The sequence below is a fragment of the Nocardioides bruguierae genome (assembly GCF_023656415.1).
GTDB lineage: Bacteria > Actinomycetota > Actinomycetes > Propionibacteriales > Nocardioidaceae > Nocardioides > Nocardioides bruguierae.
The window spans coordinates 141,903-168,423 of sequence record NZ_JAMOIL010000008.1; the positions used below are offsets into that span (position 1 = coordinate 141,903).

Here is a 26,521-nt window from a genome sequence, read left to right on the forward strand (position 1 = left end):
GCCCAGGTCAGAGGTCCTCTGCCGTCACGCCCGGCGGCAGCGTCAGGGCGGGCACCCACTTGCCGCGGACCCGCGCGGGCGGCCCCGGCGAGGGGTCCTGGGCCACCGGCACCTCCCCACCGACGACCCGGACGTTCAGCGCGAAGCCGGGCCAGCCGAGCAGCAGCGCGGTCCGGTGCAGGCGCGCGGCGTGGCCCGGCTCGACCGACCCGGTGAACGGGTGGTGGTGCCAGAGCGCGGTGCGCTCGCCGCTCAGGGCGGCGACGACGACCACGTGGCCGTCGACCTGCTCGACGAGCACGTCGACCCACTCGTCGGTGTCGACGACGGCCAGGACCTGCTGGCGCAGGTCGGGGAAGTGGCCCGGCTCCATCGACACCGGGGTGCCGGGCTCGGGGTACAGCGGGCAGCAGCCCATGACGGTCCTCCTACGAGGTCAGGGGACCTCGACGAGGCCCCGCGTTGCCTCCGCCGGTCGGCGGACGCCGGCTCTTCCTCCGGGGGCACCTTGCGCGGGGGCAGGTAGCCGAGCGACCAGCCGGAGGGCTTGTGGTCGCTGCTCGTGAGCCAGTCATGAACGTAGAGGACGGCACCGACAGCCGCGTCCTCCTCCGCGTCGCCGCGCCCGTTCGTCGCGCCCGTGCTGGCGCCCCCGCGCCGGCTCAAGTGCGGGGGCGCGGATGCCGACACCCGTCAGGGCAAGGCTGTCGTCGAGGTGAGGAGATCGGTGTGGCTGCTGGCGGGTCGGCGCTGCGGCGCAGCCGTGAGCTGGAGGAGGACGCGGAGGCGCTCTTCTCCCTCAGCGAGCTCAAGCGCGAGGAGGCGCGGCGCTACCTGCGGGCGAGCGCGTCCGAGGCCGAGCTGGGTGGCGTCCTGGCTCCCCTGGCCGAGCTCGGCTGGCACGTCCTCGAGGACCGGCAGTGGCCCGGGTCGCGGCGGGCCAACGTGGACTTCCTGCTCGTCGGGCCGGGCGGCGTGGTGGTGCTCGACGCCAAGGACTGGGCCGAGCTCAGCGTCCGCGACGGCGCCCTGCACCGGGGCGAGGCGCGGGAGGACGAGGAGGTCGCCAAGCTGCGCGCCCTGTGCGACACGCTGGGCGAGCACCTCGCGCCGACCGGCGTCACCCGCGCCGCGATCCGCGCGGCCATGGTGTTCACCCGGCACGCCGTGAGCGCGGAGGTCGACGGGGTCGCCGCCCTCGGCCCGCGGGACGTGGCGGGCTGGCTGGCCCGGTTGCCGCTGCGCGTGGAGGACTCGCGGGTGGCCGAGGTGCTCGCGGCCGTCGAGGAGGCGAGCCCGCCGATGCCGGCTGCCCCGCCGGCGTCCGCCCGGGTGGGGGCCTCGACCCGACGCGGTGCCGCGGCCGCCGAGGTGCCCGTGGCGCAGGAGCCGCTGGAGGGTCTCGAGGACCTGACCGAGGCCCTGGTCGAGCGGGCGCTGGACGGTCCGCTGGAGGACTGGATGACCTTCCTGCACCCGGCGCAGAACCGGCTCGTGCAGGTGGGGTGGACCGGGCCCGGCCGGGTCCGCGGGCCGGCGGGCACCGGCAAGACGGTGGTGGCGCTGCACCGGGCCGTGCACCTGGCCGAGCGGCACGACGAGCCGGTGCTGTTCGTGAGCTTCGTGAAGACGCTGCCGCAGGTCTTCGAGGGGCTGGCCGAGCGGCTGCGTCCCGGCATCGGCGAGAAGATCGAGTTCACCGGCGTCCACGCGCTGGCCTACCGCGTCCTGCAGGACCTCGGCGGCCAGCCCGCGCCGGACCCGCGCCGGGCGTTCGCGGCCTTCCGGCGTGCCTGGCGCGCCTGCCCGCAGCAGGAGGTGCTGCACGGCATCGACCCTCGACCCACGTACTGGCAGGAGGAGATCGACCACGTCATCAAGCCACGGCGCCTCGCCGACCTCGACGCCTACCGCGAGCTGCGTCGGCACGGGCGGGTGACGCCGCTGCGAGGTGCGGGCCGCGAGGCCGCGTGGGAGCTGTACCTGGCCTACGAGGCGGAGCTGGCGCAGGCCGGCGTCCAGGACTTCAACGACCTCCTGCTGCAGGCCGAGGACGCCGTCGAGCGGTTCCCCGAGGCGTTCGGCTACGCGGCGGTGGTGGTGGACGAGGTGCAGGACCTGAACCTGGCCGGCCTCCGTCTCCTCGCGGCGCTGGCCGAGGGGACGCCGGGGTCGCTGCTGCTCGTGGGCGACGGCCGCCAGTCGGTCTACCCGGGCGGGTTCTCGCTGGCGGAGGCCGGCCTGTCGGTGGCCGGGCGGGGTGCTGTGCTCAGCACCAACTACCGCAACACGCGGCAGGTGCTGGCCTGCGCCCAGTCGGTGCTGGGCGACCACGACGTCGAGGACCTCGGCGAGGCGCCGGCGAGCCACGAGGTCGAGGTGCTGCGCACCGGACCGGCGCCGCTGGTGGTGCAGGGCGCCGGACGCGAGGACGTCGACGCCGCCCTGATCAGCCTGCTCCGCACCTCTCACGAGCGCGACCCCCGCGGGTGGGACCGCTACGCCGTGCTCACCGAGCGCTCCGCCGACGCCGAGCGGATCACCCGGCTGCTGCGGGAGCACGACGTCCCCAGCCTCCAGCTCACCTCGTACCGGGGCGTGCCGAGCGACAAGGTGAAGGTGGGCACCATCAAGCGGGCCAAGGGGCTGGAGTTCCCGTACGTGCTGCTCCCCTACCTGAGCCTCACCCCGCCCGAGCGGGGCGACGGCGAGCCCGAGGAGAGCCACACCGAGCGGGTCGACCGCTGGCGGCGGGAGATGTACGTCGGCATGACCCGGGCCCGGGACGGGCTGTGGCTGGGGTACGTCGAGGGCTGAGCGCTGCCCCGGTGAGGGCTCAGCAGCCGAGCCGCTTGGCCACGTCCGCCCTTATCGAATGTCGCGCAGCGTGCATATTCGGCGCAGCCAAATCAGCGCCGCTGTCTGACCGATGCGTCAAGCTATCCCCGATGAGCAACGCAATGCCCCAGGGCCTGTACGAAACCCTTCTCACCGAAGCGATCCGGCAAGGCCTTTCTGAAACGCCTGACGCCGTAGTCGAGACCGCCGATGTCCCTCGCGGCGAACGTGCGACTGCACTTGCACGACTCGTACACAGGGCCGCACTTTCTGCCTTCACGGCGGCCGGCGAAGGCGAAGAGCAGACCACGCTAGCGAATCAGGTCCTGGCCCTTCTCGACCAGGACACCGCGGTCGCAAGCCCCCCGTCTGAATTGCTTTCAATCGCCCCGCCCTCGTCGTCTTTGTTGCAGCCAGCCCCCATGCGTCGCCCAACCACGAGACTTTCCGACACCGCGCTCCTCACTAACGCGCGAGGCGAACCCAACCTGGGTGGCGAGCTCCGACTAGAGATCGAGTCTGCCGACGAGATCGACCTCCTATGCGCCTTCGTGAAGTGGTACGGACTCCGCCTTCTCGAGCCGGAGCTCGCCCGTGCGCACGCCGAGGGGCGCCGACTCCGCGTCATCACCACGACGTACCTGGGATCGACGGAACGTCGGGCAGTCGATCGCCTCATTCGCGACTTCGGCGCCGAGGTCCGTATCCAGTACGACAACACCAGGACTCGGCTGCACGCCAAGTCGTGGATGTTCCGGCGGCACAGCGGCTTCGACACCGCGTACGTCGGCTCGTCCAACCTGTCACGGGCAGCTCTCCTGGACGGGGTCGAGTGGAACGTGCGTGTCTCTCAGGTGGCCACGCCGAACCTGATCGACAAGTTCAATCTCACCTTCGAGTCTTACTGGAATGACCCGAACTTCGAGGAGTACGACCCCGACCGCGACGCGGACAAGCTCGACGACGCGCTGGCCGAGGCAAGTGGCCGGAAGCAGGGTGACCACGTCACGGTGTCCCTCTCCGGCCTCCAGGTGAATCCCTATCCGTATCAGCAGCGCATGCTTGAGGAACTCGCCGCCGAGCGCGCCGAGCATGACAGGCATCGCAACCTCGTCGTGGCAGCCACCGGGACCGGCAAGACGGTTCTCGCCGCACTGGATTACCGCAACCTTGGCGAGGCCATGGGGCGGCGCCCGTCCCTGCTCTTCATCGCTCACCGCCGCGAGATCCTGCTGCAGTCACTGCGTACGTACCGAGAGGTGCTGCATGACGCCACCTTTGGTGAGCTTTTCGAGGGCGGACGTCGCCCCGAGCGAGGCGAGCATGTCTTCGCCAGCATCCAGTCGCTGCACTCGGTGGGCATCGAGACCATCGCGGCAGACAGGTTTGAAGTCGTCGTGGTGGACGAGTTCCATCACGCCGAGGCCTCGAGCTACCGACGAGTCCTCCAACACCTCGAACCGACCGAGTTGCTCGGACTAACTGCTACGCCCGAACGAGCCGACGGTGCGGACATCCGTACGTACTTCGACGGCCGCATCGCCACCGAACTCCGTCTGTGGGATGCCCTCGGCGCCGACCTTCTTTGCCCTTTCCACTACTTCGCGGTGGCAGATGGCACGGACCTCTCCAGCATCTCGTGGGCGCGCGGTCGCTACGACGAAGCCGCCCTGGAGGCGATGTACACGGGAAACCGGGCACGCGCCGCGCTCGTCCTGCAGGAGGTGTCGGACAAGATCCTCGATCCCGGCAGCATGCGCGCGTTGGGATTCTGCGTGAGCGTTGCGCACGCCCACTTCATGGCTGAGGAGTTCGCACGGGCCGGTATCAACGCCCGTGTGGTCAGTGGCTCTACCCCGCCGACGGAGCGCGCCGACGCGCTTCGCCTCTTGGCGCACGGGGAGGTTCAGGTTCTCTTCACTGTGGACGTCTTCAACGAGGGTCTCGACATACCTGACGTCGACACCGTTCTCTTCCTGCGCCCCACTGACAGCGCCACGATCTTCCTGCAGCAGCTTGGCCGCGGCTTGCGCCGCACCAAGAACAAGGCCGTCCTGACGGTCCTCGACTTCGTCGGGGCACAGCGACGGGAGTTCCGATTCGACCTCAAGCTGCGCGCGCTGACCGGGCTGTCCCGGCGAGGTCTCGAACGTGAGGTCGAGAGGGACTTCCCACTTCTTCCCGCCGGCTGTCAGATTGTGATGGACCGCGTGGCCCGTCAACTCATTCTCGACAACATTCGAGGGCAGATCAGCGGACGCTGGAAGGACCTCGTTCGCGAGCTACGCGACCAGCCCACCACTGACCTGTCGTTCTTCCTCGGCGACTCGGGTGTTGAACTCGCCGATGTCCTCAAGAAAGGCAACAAGTCGTGGACCGCACTGCAGCGTGAGGCCGGCATCGTAGATGTGCCGGAACTCGACGGGGAAGCACCACTCCTCAAGCGCATTCGCGCCATGGCACACGTTGACGACGACGTTCGAAGGCGAGGCTATCTAGCGCTCCTGGAGGAACCAGCCGACCTGGCATCCCTGTCGAACGAGCAGCAACGACTCGCACGCATGCTCTACTTCACTGCGTTCCCGTCCGGTCCACACAAGTCCTACGAAGAGGGACTAGCGGAAGTTCGGCGCCACCCAACTGTGACCGCCGAGGTCCGCCAGGTCGTGGACCTCGCTTTCTCACAGTCCCGGCGTCAGACCATCGAGCTAGGAGGCGAGCTGGCGGCTGTTCCGCTCCGAGTGCACGCCAGTTACCAACGGGAGGAGATCCTGGCGGCCCTCGATTACGCGTCACTATCTCGGAAGCCGACAAGCGTGATGCAGGGGGTTGCCTACTCGGAAGGGTTGAACGTCGACATCCTCTTTATCACCTTGAAGAAGTCGGAGGCTGATTTCTCCCCCACGACGATGTACCGCGACTATCCCATCGACGCCCACACATTCCATTGGGAGTCGCAATCAACTACCACACTGCGCTCCCCCACCGGGCGTCGCTACATCGACGGCACGAGCACCGTCTTGTTGTTCGTCCGACACGAGGGCACCGATGACCTCGGTACCTCGCCGTATCTGTTCCTTGGACCTGCCACCCACCTCAGTCACAGAGGCGAGCGGCCCATCGCGATCACCTGGCAACTGGAACATGCGATGCCTGCGGCTTTCCTCAATCGAGCTGCACTCATCGAGCGCTGAGCTCGGTTCTTCCACGGCTGCCAAGCAACTGAGCCCCCGACCGCATCGCGGTCGGGGGCTCAGTCGTTGAGGCTCGCTAGCCGATCAGCTGCAGCCCGAGGTGCTGCCGCAGCCCTCGCACACGTAGCACGAGCCGGCGGGGCGCATCTTGGTGCCGCAGGTGAAGCAGAGCGGGCTGTCGACCGCGGTGCCGGTGATGGCCTCGAGGAGCTCGGCGGAGGTGTGGGCCTTCTTGGCCGCGCCCTCCGGTGCCTTCTCGCCGTGGACGGCGTGGGTCCCGGGCTCCTCGGTCGTCTCGGTCTCGCGACGGTCGTGGCCGACCTCCTCGACCAGCGACGAGGCAGGTGGGGTGCTGACGAGCTCAGCGGCGGAGCCGGTCTCCTCGGCGGGCTCGTACGAGCCGGTCTCGAGGTAGCGCTGACGCTCCTCGGCCGAGTAGATGCCCATGGCCTGGCGCTCGTCGAACGGCAGGTAGTCGAGGGCGAGGCGACGGAAGACGTAGTCCATGAGGGACTGGGCCATCCGCACGTCCGGGTCGTCGGTGAGGCCGGCGGGCTCGAAGCGCAGGTTGGTGAACTTCGAGACGTAGGTCTCCAGCGGCACGCCGTACTGCAGGCCGATGCTGACCGCGATCGAGAACGCGTCCATCACGCCGGCCAGGGTCGAGCCCTGCTTGCCGAGCTTGAGGAACAGCTCGCCGAGCTGGCCGTCCTCGTGCGCACCCGAGGTCAGGTAACCCTCGGCGCCACCCACGGTGAAGGAGGTGGTCCGGGCGATGCGGGACTTCGGCAGGCGCTTGCGGGTCGGGGCGTAGACGACCTTCTCCACGACCTTCTCGACGACCTCGGCCGCGGGGGCGTCGGTGGTCGACTCGGCCTTCTTGGCCTTCGCGTCGGCGAGCGGCTGGCCCACCTTGCAGTTGTCGCGGTAGATCGCAGTGGCCTTGAGGCCGAGCTTCCACGACTGGAAGTAGACGTCCTCGATCTCCTCGACGGTCGCCGACTCCGGCAGGTTGACCGTCTTGGAGATGGCGCCGGACAGGAACGGCTGGCAGGCCGCCATCATCCGCACGTGGCCCATGGGCTTGAGCGCACGCTGGCCCATGGCGGTGTCGAAGACCTCGTAGTGCTCGGTCTTGAGGCCGGGGGCGTCCACGACGTGGCCGTTCTCGGCGATGTAGTCGACGATCGCCTCGACCTGCTCGTCCTGGTAGCCGAGCTTGCGCAGGGCACGCGGGATGGTCTGGTTGACGATCTGCATGGAGCCGCCGCCGACGAGCTTCTTGAACTTCACCAGGGAGAAGTCGGGCTCGATGCCGGTGGTGTCGCAGTCCATCATGAAGCCGATGGTGCCGGTGGGCGCGAGCACCGAGGCCTGCGCGTTGCGGAAGCCGTTCTTCTCGCCGAGCTTCACCACGTCGGCCCACATCTGGGTCGCGAGCTTGTGGACGCCGGAATCGGAGACGTGCATCGGGCGCACCGAGTCGTTGGCCGCCTGGTGCTTGCGCATCACACGGTTGTGGGCCTCGGCGTTGCGCGCGTAGCCGTTGTACGGACCGACGACGGCCGCGAGCTCGGCGGAGCGCTTGTAGGAGGTGCCGGTCATCAGCGAGGTGATGGTGGCGGCCATGGTGCGGCCACCCTCGGAGTCGTAGCCGAGGCCCATCGCCATCAGCAGGGCGCCGAGGTTGGCGTAGCCGATGCCGAGCTGGCGGTAGTCGACGGTGGTCTGGCCGATGGACTCGGTCGGGAAGTCCGCGAAGCAGATCGAGATGTCCATCGCGGTGATGATCAGCTCGACGGCCTGGGCGAAGCGCCCGGCGTCGAAGGTGTCGTCGTCCTTGAGGAACTTCAGCAGGTTCAGCGACGCCAGGTTGCAGGAGGAGTTGTCCAGCGACATGTACTCCGAGCAGGGGTTGGACGCGGTGATGCGGCCGGTCTCGGGGTTGGTGTGCCAGTCGTTGATCGTGTCGTCGTACTGCAGGCCCGGGTCGGCGCAGGCCCACGCGGCCTCGGCGATCTTGCGCCACAGGGTGCGGGCGTCGACGTGCTCGATGACCTCGCCGGTCATGCGGCCGCGCAGGGCGAAGTCGGTGCCCTCCTCGACGGCGCGCATGAACTCGTCGGTGACGCGCACCGAGTTGTTGGCGTTCTGGTACTGCACGGAGGTGATGTCGTCGCCACCGAGGTCCATGTCGAAGCCGGCGTCACGGAGGACGCGGATCTTGTCCTCCTCCTTCGCCTTGGTCTCGACGAACTCCTCGATGTCGGGGTGGTCGACGTCCAGGACGACCATCTTCGCGGCGCGACGGGTGGCGCCACCGGACTTGATGGTGCCCGCGGAGGCGTCGGCACCGCGCATGAAGGAGACGGGGCCGGAGGCGGTGCCGCCGGAGGAGAGCAGCTCCTTGGAGGAGCGGATGCGGGAGAGGTTCAGGCCGGCGCCGGAGCCGCCCTTGAAGATGAAGCCCTCCTCCTTGTACCAGTTCAGGATCGAGTCCATCGAGTCATCCACGGAGAGGATGAAGCAGGCGGAGACCTGCTGCGGGGACTGCGTGCCCACGTTGAACCAGACGGGGCTGTTGAAGGAGAAGTACTGGTTGACCAGCAGCCAGGTCAGCTCGTGCTCGAAGACCTCGGCGTCGGCGTCCGTCTTGAAGTAGCCGTTGTCCTTGCCGGCCTTCACGTAGGTGAGGACGACGCGGTCGACGAGCTGCTTGAGGCTCCACTCGCGCACGTCGGAGCCGACGGCGCCGCGGAAGTACTTGGTGGTGACGATCGTGGAGGCGTTGAGCGACCAGGTCGTCGGGTACTCGACGCCCTTCTGCTCGAACACGGTCACGCCGGTCTTCCAGTTGGTCTGGACGACGTCGCGACGCTCCCACTCGAGCTCGTCGTAGGGGTGCACGCCCTCGGTGCTGAACACCCGCTGGATCGTGAGGCCGCCTGCCGCCTTGCGCGACCGTGCGCCCGTCTTCGCGCGGCCGCTCTGCGTCTCCGTCATTCCTGGTTCTCCTGTGTCCCGCGATGTCCCGCGATGGTGGGGGTTCGTGCGTTGCTCGTGCTGGCTGGGGAGCCTGGCTGTCTCCGTCGTACACGGAGGCTCCGACAGCGTGGGGGGAGGAAGCGTGGTGGTGCGCCCGGCCGGCAGCTTCCCCACTCCCGGCCGGGCGGTCCTGGGTCAGCCGGTCGGTGCAGGCTGAGGGGTGGGCGCCGGCTGGGCCGCTCCGTCGCGGCGCATCAGCGCGATCTCCTCCTCGAAGTCCGCGGCCGAGGTGAAGGCCCGGTACACGGAGGCGAAGCGGAGGTAGGCGACCTCGTCGAGGTCGCGCAGCGGCCCGAGGATGGCGAGGCCGACCTCGTGAGCCTGGATCTCGGCGGAGCCGGAGGCCCGCAGCACGTCCTCGACGTCCTGACCCAGGCACGCCAGCTGGTCCTCGTCCACCGGGCGGCCCTTGCAGGCCTTGCGCACGCCCGCGATCGCCTTGCTGCGCTCGAACGGCTCGGTGGCGCCGGAGCGCTTCACGATCGAGAGCTGCATCTGCTCCACGGTGGTGAACCGCTTCGAGCAGGACGAGCAGGTGCGGCGCCGGCGGATCGCGGAGCCGTCCTCGGTGACGCGGCTGTCCACGACGCGGGTGTCGCCGGCCCGGCAGTACGGACACTGCATGGCGGACCTCCCTCTCCTGGACTGCTCGCGTGCTGAGGTGTGCTGGTGGGTGTGGAGAACTCGCCTCCGCATGTGGAGAAACGAGCCGCTCCTGTGGGCTATCCGCCGGTTGCTGTGCAACAAGATGTGGATAACTACATCCGTGTAAGTACTAGATGTTGTGGGAAGCCTAGTTCCGCACCACCACGCCCGCAACCTGATCCTGTGAACCCGCACGACTGATTTCGAATGCGCAGGTCGCGACGGAAGAACGCCCATCGGGGTGGGGCCTGATCCGGGGCTCAATCACCACATGTGGGGGTGTGAAGAACGCCTCCCACCACCCCTGGGGGGTGGGGAACCAGGGGTGTGGACGACGCACCACGCCGTTTCCGGCGGCCCCGGTGTATCCGCCCGGCGGTGTCCGCTCAGGAGGCGGCGGCGTCCAGGGAGAACCAGACGGTGGTGCCGGCGGCGTCGCGCTCGGAGCCCCACCGGTCGGCGATGGCCTCGACCAGCATCAGCCCGCGACCCCAGACGGCCAGCGGGTCGTCGACCTCGTCGGGGTCGGGAGGCTGCACCTCGCCTGAGCCGCCCCGGTCGCGCACCAGCACGGTGAGGACGCCGTCCAGGAGGCTGACCCGCAGCAGCGAGCGCGAGTGGGCATGGTTGACCGCGTTGGTGACGACCTCGGAGACGCAGAGCAGCGCGCTCTCGACCACCTCGTCGTCCAGGCCCCAGCGGTCCAGCTCCTCGCGCAGGAAGCTGCGGGCCACCCCGGGGGCCTTCGCCGTCTCGGGCAGCGACACCGCGGCGCGCAGTGCCTCGGAGTCGGACTCCTCCTCCGCCTCGGCCAGCTCGACGGCCTGCTCGCGGGCGAGCCCGGCGCGGATGCGCTGCACCGCGTCGGAGGCGGTCAGCGCCACCGCGTCCAGCAGGGCCCGGTAGCGGGTGGAGAACTCGACGTCGGCCTCGAAGAACAGCACCACGGCGCCGATGGGCGACCCGGTGCCGGGCAGCGGCAGCGCCGCCAGGGACGTGGAGCCGGCGGCCAGCTCGCGCTCGACCAGGTGCTCGAAGCTGCGGCGCACGTCGGCCAGCCGGGCCAGGAGCGGCTCCCCGGAGCGGACGACGGCGGTGATCGGCACGTCCTCGAAGGCGTCGATGTGGCACCAGGGCAGCGGCTCGCCGTCGGGCGGCAGCGCGTCCTGGGGCAGGAACCGGATGCGGCGCCCACCGCCCTCGGTCAGCCCGAAGCCGACCCGTCGCACGCCCGGGAGCGCACCGAGGTCGCGGACCATCGCGCGGGCCACGTCGTCGACGTGCTCGGCGGCCGCGAGGGCCTCGTCGAGCTGCGAGAGGCGTCCCAACGGGGCGCGCGGACCTGCGGTCCCACGCGGCGACGCCTCCCAGTCGACCTCCGGCACGACAGCAAACTAACGCGTGTCCGACACCTGTGCACGCTTCCTCGTCACCCTTTCTGGTCCGGGACGGGTGCGGCGTCGGCGACACTCTGGCCCCGTCCGTCACACTGTGGGCGTGGCAGAGGGAGGTACCGGACGAGGCGGGCGACACGGCGGCGCGCGTCGGGCCGCCCCCGCGCCGAAGCAGCCCAAGCCGCCCCGCCCGGCGCGTGGGCCTCGGCAGCCGGGCGCGTCGTCCGGCACCGCACGTCGACTGGCGCTCCCAGCCATCGGCATGACCGCGGCGGTCGGTGCCTGGGGCTACCTGGTGTGGGCCGCGATCGACTTCGGCCGCGGCCTGCGGGACGGGGATCAGGGCGTGCTCGCCTTCTTCCTGCTCGCGTGCGTCGGCGCGGTCGCCTGCCTGTTCATCGGGCTGATGCTGCTGGCCCGGATCGTGCGGACGCTGTCCAGCACGGGCGAGGAGGCTCCTCCCCGGGCGGACGACGCTCCTCTGGAGAACCCGTACGAGGTGCCGCCGACGGACTCCCCCGACCCGGCGCCGAACCCGGCTCCGAACCCCGTGCCGAACCCTGTGCACCACACGAAGCCCGGGGGCAGGCGGAAGAAGTAGCGCCTCGGCACGGTGAGCCGAGGAACGAGCAGACAGGAAAGAGCAGAGGGGCGGGCAGCGTCGGGTGAGTGACGCGGCCCGCCCCTCGGCGTTCCCCGGTGTCGCCGGCCGGGGTCGAAGCGACCGGCGACGTCTGTGGCGGTCGGCTCAGCCGACCGGGACCTCGAGCGTCTGACCGGCGACGAGCATGCCGCCGTCCAGGTCGTTGAGCTCGGAGATGAGGGTCATGGTGGAGCGCAGGTCGGAGCCCGTCTCCTCGGCGATCTCGCCGGAGATGCCCCAGAGCGTGTCGCCCGTGCCGACAACGATGTCGTGGGTCTGCACGGCGCTGTCGGTGCCGGCGGCCATCGACGCGCCGATCACGGCGACCAGGCCGGCCAGGGCCAGACCGAGCAGCACGACCACCACGCGGCCGCGGCGGGTGAGCCTGAGCTCGCCGGGCCGGGCGGACCGGACGGGAGCGGTGCGGGCCAGCTGCGGGTGGATCGTCATGGTGCTCATGGGTGTCTCCTGGGGAAGTCGGAGTGGTGTGTCGGTGGGTGCTCGTCCTTGCGGGAGATAGGTCTACTCGCGACCTCCGACAGCCGGCCCCGACCGAGCTCTCGCCCCGCCGGACCGGCGCTGCCGGCATCCCGCTCGATCGTGCGTTCGATCGAACACAGGTACGAAGGTAGATCAGGTGTTCGAACGACCGCAAGGGCCCGACCGAACGAATTTTCGACGGAGTCGCGTTCGATTGAGTCGCGACCACCTGCACACTCACCCGGAACGGTGGACGACACGCCGTTCGAACAGACGTTTGAGGTCAGGCGTTCCCAGGCACTACGGTTGACCCACATCCAGCGGGAACCACGCCAGAGGAAGGCAGCAGATGGCCGACGAGACAGGCAAGGCCGGCGGACGCCGCGGCAAGGTCACCGAGCTGCCGGACCGTCCCACGTCGACCGCGGGGCTGACCCAGCGCCAGCTCAAGGTGCTCGCGACGATCAAGAAGGCGGTCGAGGCCCGGGGCTTCCCGCCGAGCATGCGCGAGATCGGTGACGCCGTCGGGCTCACCAGCACCTCGAGCGTGGCCCACCAGCTGAAGGTGCTGGAGGAGAAGGGCTTCATCAAGCGCGACCCGCACCGCCCCCGCGCCATGGAGATCTTCCTGCCGCAGGAGAACGCCAGGCCGCGGGCCATCTCCTCGGCCGACGAGTCGGACTTCGACGAGACCGACGTCGGCGACTCCATGCCGACCGCGACCTACGTGCCGATGCTCGGCCGGATCGCCGCCGGCGCGCCGATCCTCGCCGAGGAGCAGGTGGAGGAGGTCTTCCCGCTGCCCAAGCAGCTCGTGGGCGACGGCCAGCTCTTCCTCCTGGAGGTGCGCGGCGACTCGATGATCGACGCCGCCATCTGCGACGGCGACTACGTCGTGATCCGCCAGGCCAACACCGCCGAGAACGGGCAGATCGTGGCCGCGATGATCGACGGCGAGGCCACGGTCAAGACGCTCTCACGCAAGAACGGCCAGGTCTGGCTCCTCCCCCACAACGAGGCCTACGAGCCGATCGACGGCACGCACGCCTCGATCCTCGGCGTCGTCAGCGCGGTGCTGCGCCGCCTCTGACGCACACGCACGACCCGGGACGCCGGCGGCGCGACCCCTCTGGCAGGGGTGGCTCCGCCGGCGTCGTGCTGTCTGGGGTCGGCGGGTGCGGGCGTCGGCGTCGGGTGCGGGCGTCTCGTGGCTCGGCCGTGGACGGCCTCGCACCTCGACGACCGGTGGGGCCGTAGACGGCCTCGCACCTCGACGACCGGTGGGGCCGTGGACGGCCTGGCACCTCGACGACCGGAACGATCTCAAACCTCGGTCCCAGCGGTGACGTCCCCGTGAACGGACGGTGGCATCGCGGGACCTGGCGTCACGTCCGGCTGGGTGCGTCGTTCGAGAGTCGTGACCACTTCCGCTGACGACCAGTCCCAGCCGGCCCGACCCTCGCGCCGCACGGTGCTCTCGGGCGCCGCTGCCACGGGCCTCACCGCGAGCGCTCTCACCGCGTCCACGGGCACCGGCCCGGCCACCGCGGCCACCAGCACCCACCAGACGCAGGACGCCGACGAGGCAGCGGCGCGCCGGGCCGGGCACCGCGTCTTCCGGCACGGCGTCGCCTCGGGCGACCCGCTGCCCGACGCCGTCGTCCTCTGGACCCGCGTGACCCCGACGAGGGAGGCCTCGCCCGGCTCCGGGATCGGTCCGCGCACCACGGTCGGCTGGCAGGTGGCCGCCGACCGCGCCTTCACCCGGGTCGTGCGCCGCGGCCGGTTCACCACCGGCCGCGGCCGCGACCACACGGTCAAGATCGACGTCACCGGTCTGGCTCCGGCCACCACCTACTACTACCGCTTCACCGCCCTGGGGCAGACCTCCCGGACCGGCCGCACCCGCACCGCCCCGTCCCACGACGCCGCCCTGGCCAGCCTGCGCGTGGGCATGGTGTCCTGCGCCAACTGGCAGGCCGGCTACTTCGCCGCCTACCGCGGCCTGGCCGACCGCGACGACCTGGACCTGGTGCTGCACCTGGGCGACTACCTCTACGAGTACGGGCCCGGCGAGTACGGCTACGGCCCCGACGACGTCGACATCCGCAGCCACGAGCCCGCCCACGAGATGGTCGGTCTTGCCGACTACCGCCGTCGGCACGGCCAGTACAAGACCGACCGCGACCTCCAGCGCGCCCACGCCCGCCACCCGTGGGTGGTCACCTGGGACGACCACGAGACCACCAACGACGCCTACGACGACGGCGCCGAGAACCACCAGCCCGACACCGAGGGCGACTGGCCCACCCGCCGGGCCCGGGCGCACCGCGCCTACGACGAGTGGATGCCGGTGCGGATGGCGGGCACGGCCGACCTGCGCGACGGCTCCCGGCTCTTCCGCCGGCTCCGGTTCGGCACGCTCGCCCAGCTCAACATGCTCGACCTGCGCACCTACCGCTCCCAGCAGCCCGGCCTCACGGACGGAGCCGCCATCGACGACCCGGACCGCACGATCACCGGCGCGCAGCAGATGGCCTGGCTCAAGGACAGCCTCACCAACGACGCGGGCACCCCGCAGTGGAAGGTGGTGGGCAACCCGGTGATGATCGCGCCGGTCACGTTCGCCGGCCTGCCGAGCCGCGTCACCCGCGCCGTCGACGACGTCACCGGTCTGCTGCCCGACGACGGCCAGCCCTACAACGTCGACCAGTGGGACGGCTACACCGCCGACCGCCGCGAGGTGTTCGCCCACCTCCAGGACGAGGGGGTCACCGACGTCCTCTTCCTCACCGGCGACATCCACTCCGGCTGGGCGTGCGAGCTGCCGGTCGAGGCGGGCGACTACGCGGTGACCCGCGAGTCCGTCGGCGTCGAGCTCGTCTGTGCGTCGGTCACGTCGGGCAACCTCAAGGACATCACCGGCGCTCCGGAGGCCACCCCGGCGGTCGAGGCCGCGATCCTGGCCAACAACCCGCACGTGAAGCACCTCGACTTCGACAACCACGGCTTCTGCGTCCTCGAGCTCACCCCGGAGCGCGCCCAGTGCGACTGGTTCGTCATCGGCGACCGCGCCGAGGTCGACACCCCGATCACCTGGTCGGTCTCGTGGACCACGGAGGCCTCCAGCAACCGCGTCACCCGCGCCGCCGCTCCCCTGGCCGGCACGCCTGAGGAGGTCCGCTGATGTGCGGCACGACCCGGGCCTGCGCGGACCCGGCCCACCGGCACGTCCGCCCCTTCGAGCGCGGCGCCCAGGCCCTGCGGACGGGGCGGCGCACCCTGCTCACCGGCGCCACCGCGGCCGCCGGCGCCGCGGCCATCTCGGTCGCGGCGTCCCGGCCGGCCTCCGCCGTCGTCCCGACCGACACGCGGCGCCGCGCCTACGTGCTCGTGATCGACGGGTGCCGCCCCGACGAGATCACCCGCACCCTCACCCCGCACCTGTGGGCGCTGCGCCAGGGCGGCGCCTGGTGGCCGAACGCGCGGTCGATGCCGGTCATGGAGACCATCCCGAACCACGTGATGATGATGACCGGCGTGCGCCCCGACCGCACCGGCGTGCCCTCGAACGCCGTCTACGACCGGGCGCTCGGCGAGGTCCGCGACCTCGACCAGGAGTCCGACATCCGGGTGCCGACCGTCATCGAGCGGCTCAACGCCCAGGGGTTCACCACCGGCACCGTGCTCTCCAAGGAGTACCTCTACGGCGTCTTCGGCGAGCGGGCGACCTACCGCTGGGAGCCGACGCCGACGCTGCCGGTCACCGGGCACGCGCCCGACGTCTTCACCATGCAGGCCGCCCTCGACATGCTCGAGGCCGACCCGCACCTGATGTTCGTCAACCTCGGCGACATCGACCGCTTCGGGCACGCCGACGTCACCGGCGGCACCGTCAAGGCGCTGCGCACCACCGCCCTGGTCGACACCGACCACCAGGTCGGCCGGTTCGTCCAGGCGCTGAAGGACGCCGGGACGTGGGAGCGCTCGCTGGTGATGGTGCTGGCGGACCACTCCATGGACTGGTCCGACGGGTCCGACTACATCACCCTCTCCCCGCTCCAGGAGGCCGACGACCTGCTGGCCGGCCAGGTCGCCATCGCCGACAACGGCGGCGCCGACCTCCTGTACTGGACCGGCCCCGACGCCCAGCGGGACGAGGCGGTCGACCGGATGCTCGCCATCGCCCGCTCGGCCGACGGCGTGCTGCGGGCCTTCAGCCCGGCCCGCGAGCGGGCCCGCTACCGGCTCGGGGACGAGGCGGGCGACGTCGTGGCGTTCTGCCGGGCCGGGCGCCGCTTCTCCGACCCCGACCCGTGGTCCAACCCGATCCCCGGCAACCACGGCCACCCCGCCACCCGGCCGATCCCGTTCTTCCTCTCCGGCGGTGCGGGGGTCGTGCCGTCGGGGCAGGTCAGCTCGGCCCAGGCCTCGACCATGGACGTGGCCCCCACCGTCGCGACGTTCTTCGGCCTGCGGCACGGGTCGCGGGTCTACGAGGGGCGGGCGCGCATCTGAGCCGGACCTCCGTGCCGGCACCCCAATAGTGCGCGACGAAAAGCACCCCAGACGCCGGGTCTGTGGTGCTTTTCGTCGCGCACTATTGGCGGTCGGGCCGGGTCAGGAGGAGACGGCCGCGGAGAGCCGCTTGAGGGCCTGGCGGACGATGCCGCCGTCGGTGGTGGTCCACATCGGCGGGAGGCTGGCCTTGAGGAAGCTGCCGTAGCGGGCGGTGGCCAGGCGCGGGTCGAGGACGGCGACGACGCCCTTGTCGGACGTGGTGCGGATGAGGCGACCGGCACCCTGGGCCATCAGCAGCGCGGCGTGGGTGGCGGCGACCTGCATGAAGCCGTTGCCGCCGGCGTTGTCGGCCGCCTTCTGGCGCGCCGACATCAGCGGGTCGTCGGGGCGCGGGAACGGGATGCGGTCGATCAGCACCAGCTGGCAGGTGTCGCCGGGCACGTCGAGGCCCTGCCACAGGCTCAGCGTGCCGAACAGGACGGTGTGCGGGTCGGCCACGAACTGCGCCGACAGCTCGGGCAGCTGGGCGTCGCCCTGCGCGAGGGTGGTCAGGTGCGGGAGCCGCTTGCGGACCTCCTCCGCGGCGGTCTCCGCGGCCCGCCGGGAGGAGAACAGCCCAAGAGCACGCCCGTCGGCGGCGTCGATGAGCTCGACGATCTCGTCCAGCTGGGCCTTGCCGAGGCCGTCGCGGCCCGGCTGCGGCAGGTGCCGGGCGACGTAGAGGATGCCCTGCTGGCCGTAGTCGAACGGGCTGCCGACGTCGAGGCCGCGCCACGGCAGGACGTGGTCGGGCACGTCGTGGCCGCCCGAGCCGACCTCCACGCGCTCGCTGGGCTTGAGGCCGACGCTCGTGGCGACCGAGGAGAAGTCTCCGCCGAGCATGAGCGTGGCCGAGGTGAACACGACCGTCTTCTCGGTGAGCAGCTTGTCGCGCATCTGGCCCCAGACCTGGAGCGGCGCCACGCACAGCCGCTGCGGGCCGCGGTCACCGCCGTCGGTGAGCCAGAGGACGTCGGCGTCCGACCCGGCCGCCATCCGCTCGGCGGTCGCGAACACCTCCTGGACCCCGCCCTTGGCCTGCTGCCGGCCGGGGTCACCGTCCCCGCCGTCGCTGTTCTGCTCCTTGGGGAACGCGCTCACGCAGGCGCGGGCGGCGTCGCGGACCAGCTGGAGCGCGTCCGCCATCTGCTCCGGCAGCGCCTCGAACCGGCCGGTCGGCGCGGCGGCGATCGCGTCGCGCAGCGCGTCTCCGGCGTCCGCGAGGTCGTCGGCCTGGTCGCCCTCGACGTACCGCTGGGCGCGCTTGGCGGCGCGGTCGACCTCGGGGGCGGTGAGCTCGTCGGTGGCCGCCTGGGTGACGCGGGCAACCAGCTCGTGCGCCTCGTCGATCACCACCGCGTCGTACTCGGGGATCATCGGCACGCCCTCGATCGCGTCGATCGCGAGGAGGGAGTGGTTGGTGACGATGAGGTGGCTCTTCTGGGCCTTCTCCTTCGCCACCTCGGCGAAGCACTCCTGGCCGAACGGGCAGCGCGTGGCGCCGAGGCAGTCGCGGTGGTTGACCGAGATCTGGCGCCACTCACGGTCGGTGTGCCGGGGGGCGGCGTCCTTCTCGCCGGTCCCGCCCTCCTCGGCCTGCTTCTCGGCCCAGCCGCGCAGCTCGAGGATCTTGGCGCCCATCGACCCCTCGGGCAGCTGCACGAGGGCGCCCTGGTCGTCCGGCACGCCCTCACGCACCCGGTGCAGGCAGGCGTAGTTCGAGCGGCCCTTGAGCACGGCGTAGGAGGTGTCGAGGCCCGGGACGTCCTTCACGGCCTCGACGAGGCGGGGCAGGTCGCGCTCCACGAGCTGGTGCTGGAGCGCGAGGGTCGCGGTCGCGACGACCACCCGGTCGTCGTGGAGGAGGCTCGGGACGAGGTAGCCCAGCGACTTGCCGGTGCCGGTGCCCGCCTGGACGACGAGGTGCTCCTCGTTGACCAGCGCCTCGCCGACGGCCTGCGCCATGGCCACCTGGCCGGCGCGCTCGGAGCCGCCCAGCTGCTCGACGGCGCGCGAGAGCAGCGCGGCCACGTTGTCGCGCGTGGTCGGGAGGGTCTGCTCGGCCGACTGCTCGGCCTGCTGCTCGTCGGGGTCCTCAGGCACCCGAGAACCCTAGAACGCGGCACCGACCGTCCGCGGCACCGGTGCGGCGGGGCTGTGGACGAGCGGGGCCGGAGCCGCGCCGGAGCCGCGCCGGAGGCCTCAGGGCGTCGAGGTCGCCGACGCCGGCTCGGTGGGGGTCTCGGTCGGGGTAGCAGTGGGGCCTTCGGTGGTGGCGCTCTCGGTCGGGGTCCCGGTCGGGGACTCGGACGGAGACTCCGTCGGTGAGGCCGAGGGGCTCGCGGACGCCGTAGGCGTGTGGCTGTGCGTCGGGCTCGGCGTCGGGTCGCTCCCCCACGCCAGGTCCGGCTCGCGGGCGTCGGCAGCCTCGATCACCCCGACGGGCTCGGGGGTGGCCCAGGCCAGGTCGGGCTGCGAGGTGGGGTCCGGGGCCTCGTCCTGCCGTGCGGGGAGCACGACGGTGACGGTCACGTCGGTGACGCAGACACCCTCCTCCAGCACGGCGGGAGCGACGCAGGGGGCCCAGCGGAGCACCCGGGTGGGCCGGGCGGCCGTCGGTACGGTCGCGGGTTCCGCGAGGGCGGCCGCCGTGGTCGTGGTCGCTGCAACACCCGAGGTCGCCGCGGCGGGGGTCACCGCGGGCGCGCCGTCGGGCTCCCCGCGCGCGGCACCGAAGGCGGCCACGGCCGCGAGCGCTCCCCCGCCGGCCAGCAGGGCGGTGAGCCCGACGCAGGCGGGCACGGTCCACCGGCGTGCGCACGCACGGGCGGGCGCGGACGCACGAGACGTGGGATGGGAGGCAGGCACGAACCCCTGATCGTCCGACAGGGCGACCGGAACAGCCGGAGGAGGACCGGCCGGGGCATCTTCACCCAAACTTGTCCGGCGCGGACGCGGACCGGACCGCCACGGGCCGATGGAGGCGGCATGACCTACTCGTCCGCGACGCGGGACCGCTTCCGCCTGCTCGTCTCCGCCCTCACCGGGCTGGGGGCGGCCGGTGCGCTCGTGGGCACCGCCGCGGCGGCGGGCGTCGCCGCCCGCGAGCACGACGAGCAGCAGGTCGACAGCACCTCCGCCGACACCACGCAGAGCCGCGCCCAGCTCCGGGAGCAGCGGCAGGCCCAGCGCCGGTACGAGCGCGACCTGGCCGCCTACGAGGCCGCGGTCGCCGCCCGTGCCGAGCCGGGCGAGACGGGCGAGTCGGGTGCCGGACGGGCGAGCACGGACGCGGCGGCGCGCCGCGTCGTCCTGCGCCAGCGCCCCACGGCCACCCGCACGACCACGGTGCACGTGACGGCCGCGGCCGAGGCGGGCCCGTCCCAGGTGACGGCGAGCGGGGCGGCCGCCGGCGCGGCCGGCCAAGGCACCCAGACCTCCACCGCACAGACCGGGAGCCAGAGCCAGACCAGCACCCAGACCGGGAGCCAGACCCAGACCGGGAGCCAGAGCGGCAGCACCCCCGCCACCCCGGCACCCTCGGCCGCACCCCCGCCACCGCCGGCCAGCCCGACCCCACCGCCGCCCCCGCCGACGACGAGCGCGTCGTGAGCACGCTCCTCCAGCGCCCGCTCGCCGCGGCCACGCAGCCCGCCCCGGTCATGGCCGGCGCCGCCGCGTCGTGGCGTGCGCTCGGCACCACGGTCGAGGTGCGCACCGAGCGCCCCGACGAGATCGAGTGCGCCACCACGCTGCTGGGTCAGGTGCTCACCGACGTCGCCGACGTCGCCAGCCGCTTCGACCCCGACTCCGACCTCTCCCGCGTCAACGCCGCGGCCGGCCACTGGGTCGAGGTCGACCCGCTGCTCGTCTCGGCCGTGCGGGTCGCGCTGGACGCCGCGGCCGCGACCGACGGCCTCGTCCACCCGCTCCTGGGGCGCCCGATGATCGAGCTCGGCTACGACGCCGACCTCACCCAGGTGCGCCGCCGCGGCGAGCTGACCCCGCTCCCCCACGCACCCGCCCCGGCCCCGGCCGTCGACGCGTGGGAGGACGTGGCGCTGCGCGAGGACGCGGTGCGCATCCCCGCCGGCACCGCGCTCGACCTGGGCGCCACCGCCAAGGCGTGGTGCACCGACCTCGCCCTGGCCGCGTTCCGCGCCGCGGGCCTGCACCGGGCCCTCGTCTCGGCCGGCGGCGACCTGCGCACCCACGGCCCCGGAGCCTGGACGGTCCGGGTCGCCGAGCGCCCCGGCGACGCCGCCGAGGCGGGCCGCACCCAGCTCGTGGACGCCACCGGTGCGCTCGCCACGTCCTCGGTGCTCGAGCGACGCTGGCGCGCCGCGGGCACCGAGCGGCATCACCTGCTCGACCCCCGCACCGGGCAGCCCCTGACCGGCCCCTGGCGCACCGCCACCGTGGCCGCTCCCACCACGGTGCTCGCCAACGTCGCCGCCACGCAGGCGCTGGTGCTGGGCCACGACGCCCTCGCGCACCTGCACGCCACCGGCCTGGCCGCCCGCCTCGTCGACCACGACGGACGGGTCACCGCCGTCAACGGCTGGCCCACCACCCCCCTCACCGACCCGAGCCCCGACGGAGACCCGCACGCATGATCGACGGCCCGCTGACGTGGTTCCTCGAGCGCGGCACCGGCGTCACGCTCGTGGTGCTGCTCAGCCTCACCACCGCCCTCGGCGTGCTCACCGTGGGCGACCCCCGCGGCGGGCGACCCGCCGGTGGGGACGGCGGCGCGCGACTGCCCCGGTTCGTGGTCCGCGCCCTGCACCGCAACCTCGCGCTGCTCAGCGTGCTGGTCCTCGCGGGCCACGTCGTCACCTCGGTGCTGCACGACTGGGTCGGGCTGCGCTGGATCGACGTCGTCGTCCCCGGGCTCGCCTCCTGGCAGCGCCTCGGCGTCGCGCTCGGCACCCTCGCCACCGACCTCGTGCTGCTGGTGCTGCTCACCACGGCGCTGCGTGCCCGCCTCGGTCGCCGCGCCTGGGCCGGGGTGCACCTGACCGCCTGGCTCGCCTGGGCCGCCGGCACGCTGCACGGCGTGCTGGTCGGCACCGACCTCGCCGGGCTGCGGACCCTCCAGCCCTCGCTGGGCTGGGCCGAGGTCGCCACCCTCGGCTCGGTGCTGCTGGTGGGCCTCGCCGCGCTCGCGCGCCTCGGCCTGCTCGTGCGTGCCCGCCGGTCGCCGCTGGCACGGCCGGTCCGGGCTCGGGCGGGCAGCGCCGACAGCGCACCTGGCCGACGCGCCGGGCTGCCGCCGCTGGGCCGGCCGACCTTCCAGGTCGTCGACCCGCACACCGGTCGCGCCCACGCTCCCGCGGGCCCCGAGAGCACGGCCGACACCCAGGCCGGCACCCACGCGGGGCTCGCCGGCACCCGCGCCGACCACGAGGCCGTCTACGGCACCGGCCCGCACGCCGGTCCCCACGCCGGCCCCCACACGGGCACCGACCACCTGGAGGGCCACCGATGAGCACCACCCCGTTCCCGCGCCGCGCGGCCGTGGCGGCCCGTGGCGTGCCGCTGGGCGAGGACGTCGTCGTGCTGCCCGGCCCGGTGCTGCTCGCCGGCGTGGGCGACGGCCCCTCGCTGCTGGCCCACCGCGCCCGGCACGGCGCGCTGGACGCCGCGGACCCCACGTTCCCCGACGCCGCCGGCCTCGCGGCCCGGGCCGCGAAGGTCCGGCTGCGTGGACGCGGCGGGGCCGGCTTCCCCCTCGCCGAGAAGCTGCGCCGCGTCGCGGCCGTGCGGGACCGGCCGGGCCTGCCCGGCACGGCCGCCCGCCGGCGTCCCGTGGTGGTCGTGAACGGCGCCGAGGGCGAGCCGGCCAGCCACAAGGACTCCGCGCTGCTGCGGCACGTGCCGCACCTGGTGCTCGACGGCGCCGCGGCCGCCGCCCACGCGCTGCGCACCCACGAGGTGCACGTCGTCGTGCCAGGCGAGCGGCCGCGCGTGCGCGAGGCCGTCGAGGCGGCGCTGGCCGAGCGTCGCGACCGCCGCGACCTCAGCGACCGCGACCGCTGCGGCGAGCGGCTCACCTGGCACGTCCACGTGACCGCGCCGCGGTTCGTGGCCGGGCAGGAGACCGCCGTGCTGCAGCTGCTGTCCGGGCGCGAGAACCTCCCCGTCACCGCCGACGCCCCGGCCGCGGCGCGCGGCCTGCGAGGGCGACCCACGCTGCTCTCCAACGCCGAGACGTTCGCCCACCTGGGCGTGCTGGCGCTGCACGGCCCCGGGCCGCTGCTGGCGCACGGCACCGACGAGGAGCCCGGGACGACCCTGGTCACCACCGTGCAGCCGACGGTGCCGGGCTACCCCACCACCGACGCGGTGGTGCGCGAGGTCGCGTTCGGCACGTCGGTGGCCGCCGTGCTGCCGCCGGGCCACGACGGGTACACGCTGCCGGTGCTGGTCGGCGGGTTCCACGGCGCCTGGCTGCCGCCGGCGCAGGTCGCGCGCGCCAAGGTCAGCCCTGCCGACCTCGCCCGCCGCGGAGCCGCGCTGGGCGCCGGCGTCCTGATCGCGCCGAGCGCCCGCACCTGCCCCCTGTCGCTGACCCGCACCGTGGTGGCCTACCTGGCCGCCGAGTCGGCCGGCCGCTGCGGCCCCTGCGTGCACGGGCTGCCCGCGCTCGCCGACGCCGTCGACGCCCTCGCCCGGGGCCGCGACGGCGCGGCCGAGGAGGCCGCGGAAATCGCCGGGCTGCTGCCGGGACGCGGCGCCTGCCGGCACCCCGACGGCACCGGCAGGCTCGTCGCCTCGGCCCTCGACGCGCTCGCCGACGAGGTCCGCGCCCACGCCGCGGGCGCCTGCACCGCCCTGCGCGGCCGGGAGGAGCAGCAGCGATGGGCCTCCTGAGAGGGTCGCGCGCGGCCACCCCGCTGCACGCCCGGTCGCAGCTGCGCGTGGACTGGAACGCCTGCCACGCCGCCGGCCTCTGCCACGAGCTGCTGCCCGAGGTCGTCTCCCTGGACCCCTGGGGCTACCCCGTCGTCGAGGACGGCCCGCTGCCGGTCGAGCAGGTGCGGGACGCCCGCGCCGCGGCCCGGGCCTGCCCCCGGTTCGCGCTGCGGGTCGTCGAGGCCCCCGCCGGCTGAGCCCGCCTGAAGCCCTTCAGCCCAGCCGACTCAGCCCAGCCGGTTCAGCCCCGGTTCAGCCCAGCGCGACGCCCGCGTCCGCGAGCCGACCGGCGACGAGCCGACCGAACGTCCGGTGCGAGGCGGCGGAGAGGTGCAGGTCGTCGGAGAGGTAGTTCAGCCCGGTCACGTCGATGACGGAGACGTAGGTGACGCCGGCGTCCGCGGCCAGCCGGGAGAGCAGGCCGTCGACGTGCTGGGCCTGCACGGCCCGCGAGGGCGCCGGGGCGGGGCCGACGACCACCAGGTCGTGCTCCCCCACGGCGCCCACGGCCCGGACGACGCGGGCGAACCCGGCCGCGACGGCCGCGTCGGGCAGGTCCCAGTCGTTGAGGCCGCCCATCACGACGACGGGGGCGTCCTCGTCGACGGTGAGCAGCGCGTCGTGCATCCGCGCGGCGAAGGAGAACCGCGGCCCGCAGGGGCTGGCGAGCGCCCCGAAGCCGGACCCGGAGAACGCGGCCACGTGCACCGTGCCGGGCAGCTGGCGTGCCCACGACTGCGACGGGTCGTCCAGGCCCAGGCCGGCCGACCAGGAGTCACCGACCACCAGCACGTCCGCGCCGGAGCCGGTCACCGCCGCCGCCCGCGCCTGCGAGCCGGCGACGTAGACGTCGCAGCGGCTGGGCCGCGAGCCGGTGGCCGTCCCGCCGGTCACGCCGTCGGCCAGCACCACCACGCCCGCGACGAGCAGCACCAGCGCCGCCAGCACGGCGAGGCGCAGGCGGGTGCGGGCGGGCCCGGTGGGCAGCCGGAGGGGGGAGGTGGGCATCGGCACGGTTCCAAGGATCAGTCAGGAGGGGCGGACGCGGGGCCGGAGTGCACGAATCGTTGACGTCGCGTGACCGGATCGTGGACCAGACCAGTGCGACCCCGCCGTCCGGCCCCTCTCGCCGAGTCGGCAGAAAGCTGCTGCCGACTCGGCGGGCGGGGGTGCTCAGGCGGGGGCCGCGTCCAGGGCGTAGGGCGCGAGCTCGCCGGCGAGCTGCTCGGTGGCGCGGCCGACGACCACGGACCCCTCGGCGGTGTGCTCGAGGGAGTCGATCTCGCCGCCCTGGTGCAGCTTGTTGAGCAGGTCGCCCCGCTCGTAGGGCAGCAGCACCTTGAACTGCACGGCGGGCCGCGGCAGCTCGGACTCGATCACCGCGAGCGCCTCGGCGATGCCCTGGCCGGTCTTGGCCGAGACGACCACCAGGTGCGGCTCGTTGGCCTGGAGCCGGGCGAGGACCAGCGGGTCCGCCGCGTCCGCCTTGTTCACCACGACGAGCTCGGGGACGTCGGAGGCGTCGACGTCGGCCAGCACCGCCCGGACCGCGGAGAGCTGGCCCTCGGGGTCGGGGTGGGAGCCGTCGACGACGTGCAGGATGAGGTCGGCGTCCGCGACCTCCTCCAGAGTCGAGCGGAACGCCTCGATCAGCTGGTGCGGCAGGTGCCGGACGAAGCCGACCGTGTCGCTCATCGTGTAGACGCGGCCGTCGGCGGTGGTGGTGCGCCGGGTGGTCGGGTCCAGCGTGGCGAACAGCGCGTCCTCGACCAGGACGCCGGCGGAGGTGAGCCGGTTGAGCAGGCTCGACTTGCCGGCGTTGGTGTAGCCCGCGATCGCGACGCTGGGCACCTCGCGGCGGCGACGCTCGGAGCGCTTGGCGTCGCGGGTGACCTTCATCTGGCGCAGGTCGCGGTGCAGCTTGGCGATCTTGGTGTTGATGCGCCGACGGTCGGTCTCGATCTTGGTCTCACCGGGGCCACGGCCACCGATGCCGGCGCCGCCGGCGACCCGGCCACCGGCCTGGCGCGACAGGTTGCCGCCCCAGCCGCGCAGGCGCTGCTTCATGTACTGCAGCTGCGCGAGCTCGACCTGGGCCTGGCCCTCCCGGGACTTCGCGTGCTGGGCGAAGATGTCGAGGATCAGCGCGGTCCGGTCGACGACCTTGACCTTGAGCCGGTCCTCCAGGTTGCGCAGCTGGCTCGGGGCGAGCTCGCCGTCGCAGATCACGGTGTCGGCGCCGGTGACGGCCACGATCTCCTTGAGGGCGTCGGTCTTGCCGCGGCCGATGTAGGTGGCCGGGTCGGGCGAGGTGCGGCGCTGGTAGAGCGCCTCGAGCACCTCGGAGCCCGCGGTCTCGGCGAGCAGGGCCAGCTCGGCCATGGAGTTCTCCGCGTCCTGGGCGGACCCGGAGGTCCAGACGCCGACGAGGACGACGCGCTCCAGCCGCAGCTGGCGGTACTCGACCTCGGTGATGTCCTCGAGCTCGGTGCGCAGCGAGGCGACGCGGCGCAGCTGGTGGCGCTCGGCGAGCTCCATCGCGCCGGTGGTCGGGTCGACCTCCTCGGGGTCCTCGCCCGAGGCGTCCACGAGGTCGTGCGGCTCGTCGCCGGCGTAGCCCGACTCGAAGTCGTCGTCCTCGGCGCTCGCCCGCGTCGACGCGGCGTCCGCGTCCGTGGGGTCGAGGGCGTCCTCCCAGCCGGCGGTCTCGGCCAGCTCGGTGTCGAGGGAGAAGGGCTGTGCGTTGCTCATGTGCCTCCGTGGCAGTCGGTGTCCTGCATCCAGGGTAGGTCCGGTTCAACGCG

20 protein-coding genes and 1 riboswitch are annotated in these 26,521 nt (G+C 72.8%); of the genes, 11 read left to right on the forward strand and 9 right to left on the reverse strand.

Translation table 11 applies throughout. The features are described 5' to 3' along the window. Positions 1-7: 7 nt before the first annotated feature. Complete coding sequence (locus M8330_RS07575; protein ID WP_250826829.1) at positions 8-418, reverse strand: hypothetical protein; 411 nt, start codon at positions 416-418, stop codon at positions 8-10. A 36-nt stretch (positions 419-454) separates the two neighbouring features. Further along, positions 455-568: riboswitch (SAM riboswitch) on the reverse strand. A gap of 161 nt (positions 569-729) precedes the next feature. On the opposite strand from M8330_RS07575, the gene M8330_RS07580 reads away from it, so the two are divergent. Together M8330_RS07580 and M8330_RS07585 are read left to right on the forward strand one after the other, a co-directional pair. Beyond that, entirely contained in the window at positions 730-2,817 is a 2,088-nt protein-coding gene (locus M8330_RS07580; protein WP_250826830.1) for a nuclease-related domain-containing DEAD/DEAH box helicase, read from the forward strand. Positions 2,818-2,948: 131 nt separating this feature from the next. Continuing rightward, positions 2,949-6,032, forward strand: a complete 3,084-nt coding sequence (locus M8330_RS07585) for a DEAD/DEAH box helicase (RefSeq protein ID WP_250826831.1) — start codon at positions 2,949-2,951, stop codon at positions 6,030-6,032. A gap of 84 nt (positions 6,033-6,116) precedes the next feature. Here M8330_RS07585 and M8330_RS07590 read toward each other — a convergent pair whose 3' ends face one another. The 3 genes from M8330_RS07590 to M8330_RS07600 all read right to left on the reverse strand — a co-directional run bounded on the left by M8330_RS07590 (position 6,117) and on the right by M8330_RS07600 (position 11,107). Then, a complete protein-coding gene (locus M8330_RS07590) occupies positions 6,117-9,035 on the reverse strand; it encodes a vitamin B12-dependent ribonucleotide reductase (RefSeq protein WP_250826832.1) in 2,919 nt (972 codons plus the stop codon). A 177-nt stretch (positions 9,036-9,212) separates the two neighbouring features. Continuing rightward, positions 9,213-9,701 (reverse strand): transcriptional regulator NrdR, encoded by a 489-nt coding sequence (nrdR, locus tag M8330_RS07595; protein ID WP_250826833.1) that lies wholly within the window; start codon positions 9,699-9,701, stop codon positions 9,213-9,215. A 407-nt stretch (positions 9,702-10,108) separates the two neighbouring features. After that, positions 10,109-11,107: an ATP-binding protein gene (locus tag M8330_RS07600; RefSeq protein ID WP_250826834.1), complete on the reverse strand. Its 999-nt coding sequence runs from the start codon at positions 11,105-11,107 to the stop codon at positions 10,109-10,111. 271 nt (positions 11,108-11,378) lie between these two features. Here M8330_RS07600 and M8330_RS07605 point away from each other — a divergent pair, with 271 nt between their 5' ends. Beyond that, positions 11,379-11,717 (forward strand): hypothetical protein, encoded by a 339-nt coding sequence (locus M8330_RS07605; RefSeq protein ID WP_250826835.1) that lies wholly within the window; start codon positions 11,379-11,381, stop codon positions 11,715-11,717. Between the two features lie 147 nt (positions 11,718-11,864). Here the strand turns inward: M8330_RS07605 and M8330_RS07610 are convergent, their stop codons facing one another. Then, positions 11,865-12,218 carry a LysM peptidoglycan-binding domain-containing protein gene (locus M8330_RS07610; protein ID WP_250053045.1) on the reverse strand — a complete coding sequence of 118 codons (354 nt, stop codon included), beginning with the start codon at positions 12,216-12,218 and terminating at the stop codon, positions 11,865-11,867. Positions 12,219-12,588: 370 nt separating this feature from the next. Here M8330_RS07610 and lexA point away from each other — a divergent pair, with 370 nt between their 5' ends. The 3 genes from lexA to M8330_RS07625 all read left to right on the forward strand — a co-directional run bounded on the left by lexA (position 12,589) and on the right by M8330_RS07625 (position 16,757). After that, positions 12,589-13,329 carry a transcriptional repressor LexA gene (lexA, locus tag M8330_RS07615; RefSeq protein WP_250053044.1) on the forward strand — a complete coding sequence of 247 codons (741 nt, stop codon included), beginning with the start codon at positions 12,589-12,591 and terminating at the stop codon, positions 13,327-13,329. A gap of 327 nt (positions 13,330-13,656) precedes the next feature. After that, a complete protein-coding gene (locus M8330_RS07620; RefSeq protein ID WP_250826836.1) occupies positions 13,657-15,426 on the forward strand; it encodes an alkaline phosphatase D family protein in 1,770 nt (589 codons plus the stop codon). After that, the gene (locus M8330_RS07625) at positions 15,426-16,757 is read left to right on the forward strand and encodes an alkaline phosphatase family protein (protein ID WP_250826837.1); all 1,332 of its coding nucleotides are present in this window, start codon (positions 15,426-15,428) and stop codon (positions 16,755-16,757) included. Before M8330_RS07620 ends, M8330_RS07625 begins: the two co-directional genes overlap by 1 nt. Positions 16,758-16,859: 102 nt before the next feature. Here the strand turns inward: M8330_RS07625 and M8330_RS07630 are convergent, their stop codons facing one another. Further along, positions 16,860-18,764, reverse strand: a complete 1,905-nt coding sequence (locus M8330_RS07630) for an ATP-dependent DNA helicase (protein WP_250826891.1) — start codon at positions 18,762-18,764, stop codon at positions 16,860-16,862. A gap of 237 nt (positions 18,765-19,001) precedes the next feature. Continuing rightward, the gene (locus M8330_RS07635; protein ID WP_250826838.1) at positions 19,002-19,601 is read right to left on the reverse strand and encodes a hypothetical protein; all 600 of its coding nucleotides are present in this window, start codon (positions 19,599-19,601) and stop codon (positions 19,002-19,004) included. A 186-nt stretch (positions 19,602-19,787) separates the two neighbouring features. Here M8330_RS07635 and M8330_RS07640 point away from each other — a divergent pair, with 186 nt between their 5' ends. From M8330_RS07640 to M8330_RS07660, 5 genes are read left to right on the forward strand one after another with little or no spacing between them, the layout of a single operon-like run. Then, positions 19,788-20,411 (forward strand): hypothetical protein, encoded by a 624-nt coding sequence (locus M8330_RS07640; RefSeq protein ID WP_250826839.1) that lies wholly within the window; start codon positions 19,788-19,790, stop codon positions 20,409-20,411. Continuing rightward, entirely contained in the window at positions 20,408-21,415 is a 1,008-nt protein-coding gene (locus M8330_RS07645) for an FAD:protein FMN transferase (RefSeq protein ID WP_250826840.1), read from the forward strand. Before M8330_RS07640 ends, M8330_RS07645 begins: the two co-directional genes overlap by 4 nt. After that, positions 21,412-22,290: a hypothetical protein gene (locus M8330_RS21915; protein ID WP_284704384.1), complete on the forward strand. Its 879-nt coding sequence runs from the start codon at positions 21,412-21,414 to the stop codon at positions 22,288-22,290. Before M8330_RS07645 ends, M8330_RS21915 begins: the two co-directional genes overlap by 4 nt. Beyond that, positions 22,287-23,675 carry an NADH-ubiquinone oxidoreductase-F iron-sulfur binding region domain-containing protein gene (locus tag M8330_RS07655; RefSeq protein ID WP_250826841.1) on the forward strand — a complete coding sequence of 463 codons (1,389 nt, stop codon included), beginning with the start codon at positions 22,287-22,289 and terminating at the stop codon, positions 23,673-23,675. Before M8330_RS21915 ends, M8330_RS07655 begins: the two co-directional genes overlap by 4 nt. After that, complete coding sequence (locus tag M8330_RS07660; protein ID WP_250826892.1) at positions 23,663-23,914, forward strand: ferredoxin; 252 nt, start codon at positions 23,663-23,665, stop codon at positions 23,912-23,914. Before M8330_RS07655 ends, M8330_RS07660 begins: the two co-directional genes overlap by 13 nt. 55 nt (positions 23,915-23,969) lie before the next feature. On the opposite strand, the gene M8330_RS07665 is transcribed toward M8330_RS07660, so the two are convergent. Beyond that, positions 23,970-24,725: an SGNH/GDSL hydrolase family protein gene (locus M8330_RS07665; RefSeq protein WP_250826842.1), complete on the reverse strand. Its 756-nt coding sequence runs from the start codon at positions 24,723-24,725 to the stop codon at positions 23,970-23,972. 165 nt (positions 24,726-24,890) lie between these two features. Then, the gene (gene hflX / locus M8330_RS07670) at positions 24,891-26,468 is read right to left on the reverse strand and encodes a GTPase HflX (protein WP_250826843.1); all 1,578 of its coding nucleotides are present in this window, start codon (positions 26,466-26,468) and stop codon (positions 24,891-24,893) included. Between the last annotated feature and the right edge of the window lie 53 nt (positions 26,469-26,521).